Genomic DNA, 3,379 nt, shown 5'->3' on the forward strand with positions numbered 1-3,379 from the left:
TCTGCTAAATCGTCATAAGAGACGGTCGGGTGAATACGATTAAGTAGCGCTTGCTTCTTATCCTCAGTTGAGCGCTTACGGCTGATGGCCTTGTCTAGCAACTTAGTAGAGTAGGCTTTGCCTTTTTCGGCACCTGCCAATTCGGTATCGAGTAATACCACATCTAGTCCCGCCTTAGCACTGACATAGGCGATACCTGCGCCCATCATACCTGCGCCTAAGATGCCTACTTTCTTGGTCTTGTAGCGCTCAATACCATCAGGACGCGACTGGCCTTTTTTGATGCTATTAAGCTGCGTCCAAAGGGTGTTGATCATGTTTCTAGATTCGGGCGATAACACACAAGCGGCGAAGAAACGCGACTCAAGCTCAAGACCAGTATCGATATCGACGATGCAGCCTTCAAAGACGCTAGACATGATATGGGTGATCGCAGGATAGTTGCCATGCGACTTTTGATTAGCCATGGCAGGTGCGATTGAGAACATTTGCACCACTTTAGGGTGCATGCTGTTGCCACCAGGGATTTTAAAGCATTTTTTATCCCAAGGTTGCTGCGCTTTCGGATTGGCTTTGATCCAGTCTTTAGCTTGCGCCAACATATCATCGAAATCAGTAGCTGTTGCATCAATAAGACCGATATCTAAGGCCGCTTTAGCCCGAAGCTCGACCCCTTGCGTCATCAGCTCAAGCGCTTTTTGAATACCGACGAGCCTTGGCAGGCGCTGAGTGCCGCCGCCGCCCGGAAGTAGACCTAGCTTAACCTCTGGCAGACCCAGTTTGGTTTTTGGAGAGTCAATCGCTATACGGTAGTGACAAGCTAGTGCCAGCTCAAGCCCGCCGCCTAATGCCGTTCCCGTCATAGCAGCGACTACCGGTTTACCTGAGGTTTCAAGTTTCCGTAGGCTAGATTTTAGATCTTCGACTAAATCAAAGGCTTGCTGAGCCGTTTCAATGTTTGAGAGTTGATCGATATCCGCGCCAACCACGAAGCTGTCTTTTGCTGACGTTAAAATGAGGCCTTTAGCTGACTCATCCTTGATAAAGCTGTCTGTCATAGCAGCAAAAGCATCGGTAAAACCATCGCCGATAACGTTCATTTTTCGCGCGCTTTGATTGATAGCAACGATAATGATATCGTCATCACGCTGCGCTGAAAAATTGGCGAGAGTGTTGATAGCATCTATGCTGTCTGTAGCTGTATTTGTCGTCATTTTTTATCCTTTAAATGATCTCAAAGTTATCATTTTCATGTAGTAAATAAAGAGGTTATACGCGCTCAATGATAGTCGCAATACCCATACCACCACCAACACACAAGGTCAGCATAGCGGTTTTGAGGTCACGGCGCTCAAGCTCATCTAGCACCGTAGTCATGAGCATAGCGCCAGTAGCCCCTAGCGGGTGTCCCATGGCGATAGCGCCGCCATTGACGTTGACGATATCAAGCGAGATACCAAGGTCATGAGCGGTATTCATAGGTACCGCAGCAAACGCTTCGTTAATCTCCCATAGATCAATGTCTGAAGCTTGCATGCCCGCCTTATCTAGCGCTTTTTGGCAGGCAGGCGTGGGGCCCGTTAGCATGATAGAGGGCTCTGAACCTATGACTGAGGCCATGGTGATTTTGGCGCGCGGTTTGAGTCCTGCCTTTTTACCAGCAGCAGCACTACCGACTAGGCAAAGCGCCGCACCATCAACGATACCTGAGGAATTACCCGCGTGATGGACGTGATTTACCTTCTCGATAGTCGTGTATTTATCCAAGATGACGCTATCAAAACCCATCTGACCGGGCATAGCGAAAGAAGGATTTAGCCCTGCCAAAGTTTCAACACTGGTATTGGGACGAATGGTCTCATCCTTATCTAAGAGTAGCATGCCGTTGATGTCTGTGACGGGCACGACTGATTTATCAAAATAACCTTGCTCCCAAGCATTGGCAGCGCGGCGATGTGACTCGGTTGCAAAGGCATCAACATCGCTACGACTAAAGCCTTTGAGCGTAGCTATCGTGTCAGCACCTACGCCTTGCGGTACAAAGCCAGTCGCGTCATTGATACGTGGATCCATGTACCAAGAACCACCATCAGAGCCCATGGGTACGCGGCTCATGGACTCAACGCCGCCTGCGACGACCATATCCTCCATACCTGACATGACTTTGGCTGCAGCTAGATTAATAGATTCAAGCCCTGATGCACAAAATCGCGACAAGGTTAATCCTGCCACGCCCCGCGCCCAACCAGCGTCAAGAACGGCAGTACGAGCAATATCAGAGCCTTGCTCGCCGACTGGGGTGACGCAGCCTAGCACCACGTCATCTACCAAACTGGTGTCCAAGTTATGACGCTGCTCCATCTCCTTTAATAAACCACGAACCAGCCAAGTAGGCGACGCTTGATATAAAGCGCCGTCCTTTTTGCCTTTACCACGAGGGGTACGAATACTGTCATAGATATAAGCGGTCTCAGTCATAAAAATCCCTTTTCACTTTTTAAATGAGTAATAATATTGGTAATAAATGTCTAGCTAGACTCTTTTAAAATTTAACTACATTTTTTTATAGCAGGCTACATAAAGCGGGCCGCAAGCTCTTTCATAATCTCGTTAGTACCGCCATATATTTTCTGTACCCGCGCATCAGCGTATAGACGCGCAATAGGGTACTCATTCATATAACCATAACCACCGAATAATTGCACACATTCATCGATCACTTCACACTGCTTTTCAGTGACCCAGTATTTGATTAATGAGGCATGAGGAATCGACAGTCTTTTTTCCATAATGGCATCTATCGCTAGATCACACATACTATGAGCAGCTAGATAATTGGCATAACACTCTGCCATCTTAAATTTAGTATTTTGGAATTTCCACACCGGCTTGCCAAAGGCTTCGCGCTCTTTGACATAATCCAAAGTCAAATTGATAGCCAGCTTCATCGCGCCGATACCTGTCAGCGCAATAATCAAGCGCTCACGTGGTAGCTCTTGCATCATTTGAATAAACCCCATCCCCTCTATCGGACCGAGCAGATTCTTTTGCGGGACGCGCACGTTACTAAACGAAAGCTCTGAGGTATCTTGCGATGACAGACCAACCTTATCCAAGTTGCGACCACGCTCAAACCCTTCTAACCCCTCTGTCTCTACGACGATAAGTGAGACGCCTTGAGCGCCCTTATCACGATCCGTTTTGCAAGCCACCAAAATCAAATTGGCATGCTGACCATTAGTAATAAAGGTCTTTGAGCCATTGATAATATAGTCGTCGCCATCTTTTACCGCATAAGTCTTTAGCGCTTGCAAATCTGAGCCTGTGCCCGGTTCCGTCATAGCGATAGCCGCGATGTATTCGCCACTTGCCATTTTTG

General features: G+C 47.8%; 3 protein-coding genes. All 3 read right to left on the reverse strand.

Features of this window, described 5'->3' with window-relative positions:
- The coding region (locus ACTXGO_RS11395; protein WP_443574572.1) for an enoyl-CoA hydratase-related protein at window positions 1–1,214 on the reverse strand (1,214 nt) is incomplete at its 3' end.
- 55 nt (window positions 1,215–1,269) lie between these two features.
- On the reverse strand, window positions 1,270–2,478 hold the full coding sequence (locus ACTXGO_RS11400) for an acetyl-CoA C-acetyltransferase (protein WP_435950932.1): 1,209 nt from the start codon (window positions 2,476–2,478) through the stop codon (window positions 1,270–1,272).
- A 95-nt stretch (window positions 2,479–2,573) separates the two neighbouring features.
- Window positions 2,574–3,379 (reverse strand): acyl-CoA dehydrogenase family protein (locus tag ACTXGO_RS11405; RefSeq protein ID WP_443574573.1); only part of this gene is annotated, 806 nt, incomplete at its 5' end.

This window comes from Psychrobacter sp. T6-1, assembly GCF_052258445.1.